At 48.9% G+C, this 2,122-nt stretch carries 1 protein-coding gene; it reads left to right on the top strand.

Features of this window, described 5'->3' with window-relative positions:
- Positions 1-1,055: 1,055 nt before the first annotated feature.
- Positions 1,056-1,919: a hypothetical protein gene (locus UN63_RS16810; protein ID WP_219821206.1), complete on the top strand. Its 864-nt coding sequence runs from the start codon at positions 1,056-1,058 to the stop codon at positions 1,917-1,919.
- The last annotated feature ends 203 nt before the right edge of the window (positions 1,920-2,122 follow it).

The following is a 2,122-nucleotide window of genomic DNA, read 5'->3' as shown; positions in this document are numbered from 1 at the left end:
GAGACTATTAGCGATAACACCAGTTGCCCAATGCTATGCCCCCTGCGCGCTCTCCCCCACACCTGACTTCCAATCCGCAATACATTCCTGCATATGAGGCCCACCGCTGGACGTTCATATGCTCACGATGTTTACCCTACCGGGATGGCCTCGCTTTCTCATAGCACGCCGTGGAACTGTATAGATTGTGTAGGTGCTGAACCTCCCACGCTTTCCTGTTTGCAGGGACCCCCCGTTTGAGGAGACATCACCACACCCGAACGAACAACTCTTGATTCCACGATCGGGAGAATATAGCTGTGATGCTTTAGGGCTTGAGAGAAGAAGAAGGGCTTGGATTGACTTGATATGTCGCGTAGAATTATCTACGTTATTGTTAAGCGGTTCTTCTCTCTTAAGACCCGCACCCGCTGAACTCTGTTGGTAGCATTGTTCAGCAAGTGAAAAGCCTCGCGAAAGCGGGGCTTTTTGCTATCTAAGGACAAGTTAGAAACTTTTGCGTCCGAATACAAGCCCTACAAACATCTGTTTTTGAAGTGCTCGTCAAAAACCCTTGTCAAACCTCACCTGTACAATTTTTTAACAAACCTCAATAAGTCAAAAAACAAACAGTTAGGTGATGAACGGTCATCACAATTTTTTGTTTTTGGGAGACGCCGCAGTTCACCAATTCTTGCCTGCCGGCAAGAGTTGGGGGAACCGGTGTCATTCTTTTTCACACCGAGATCAGGTGTGAACGCTAGGGAGTTAAGAGGGAGCGCAGCCTCTCTTACAAGTAGGTAAACCCCCCCTCGTTATCCAGGGCTTCGCCCTGGTACGAGGGGGGGTTTGCCTATCTTGAACACTATAGGGTGCGTAATCTGATTTTGATTGCCATCACTGAGTTAGTACACTTTAAATAAAAGTGAACTATGAAAGGATGGACAGTCAGAACCGAAGCGACTAAAAACGGCTCTAGAGGCGTTGCTGGGCGTGAAGTATACCTAAGCAATAAAGACCACCCAAACCACCGCAACACAGAGCGCATACAGCCGATTTTTGGCAATGATAGGACGATGAGTAACATTAGTTACGCTGGAGAGTCCTACGCAGCCAAACAAGCGGCGAACGGCAAAGGCGGCAGACCGCCGAGCAGCTATGCCGTAGAGTTCACGCTCAACCTACCTAAAGGCTACAGACCAGACGACAAGCAATGGCGACAGATCGTTGAGCACTGCCTCAGAGAAACCGCCAAGGTGTGTGGGGTTGAACCTAACCAAATAGCACCAACCTCAAGGGCCATACTGCACCAACAAAAGCAGGACGGCAGCAAGCAAGGGACGGGCGACCACTGCCATATCGTGATCGGCAAGTTCACGCAAGATGGTGAATACCTCCGAAACCTCCAACGAAAGACCGTCACTGCCAAGATGAAGCAGAGCTTTAACGCAGCCGTTAAGCATTACTGTGGATACGATTGGACGGAGTACGCCAAGACACTGCAAGAGCAAAAGTACCCAAACAAACGCCCTGCACCGACTTGGAAAGTACGAGCAGCCAAGGAGCGAGATGAGATCGAAATTCAGCAAGCTGCGCTCGATGAGCGAGCTAGATCTTTGGTCGGCAAGGCAAGGGAGCTTGAGGTTTTGGAGTCTGGAATTGAAGACAAGCTGAATGAAGTTCGTCAGATTGAACGTCTAAAATCAAACTTCTCAAATCAAGCTGAAAAGTGGCTAGAAGCCTTTAAAAACGAGGACTTAAAGCAACAAAACAGGCAGAGGAACAGGATGGAAAGAACCATTGATGAGCTTGGTGCGTTCACTATGTCGGAGGAGGATTGTCAGTTCGTTGAGATGATGTCCCAGAAGATAAATGCACACTCAGACAAGCCTATGCCTAGCATTAAGCAACAAAACAAGCCCAGAGGGATGAAACCATAAACATCACATAAACTAACTTGTGATCATCACAACCAAATAGAATGTGACTACACCATGCCCTATCGGGTTTCTAAGGCTCAAACCCAACCCCCGACAGCGACAGCGATGGCGCGGCATAGCCGCTTCGCTGTTTTTTTCCATGGCTCCGCCACCCCTAGGAACTCAAGCCAAAATTGGCGAATTCAACTAGCGGTAGCGAAGCC

Source organism: Oceanisphaera arctica, assembly GCF_002936955.1.
In the GTDB taxonomy this organism is placed as follows: domain Bacteria; phylum Pseudomonadota; class Gammaproteobacteria; order Enterobacterales; family Aeromonadaceae; genus Oceanimonas; species Oceanimonas arctica.
The sequence above is the reverse complement of the archived record's forward strand: the minus strand, read 5'-3'. Positions and strand labels throughout refer to the sequence as shown.

What these genes read in the sequence shown, in the direction of transcription:
- UN63_RS16810 (WP_219821206.1), top strand. Translation starts at nt 1,056, where the DNA reads ATGAGTAACATTAGTTACGCTGGAGAGTCCTACGCAGCCAAACAAGCG.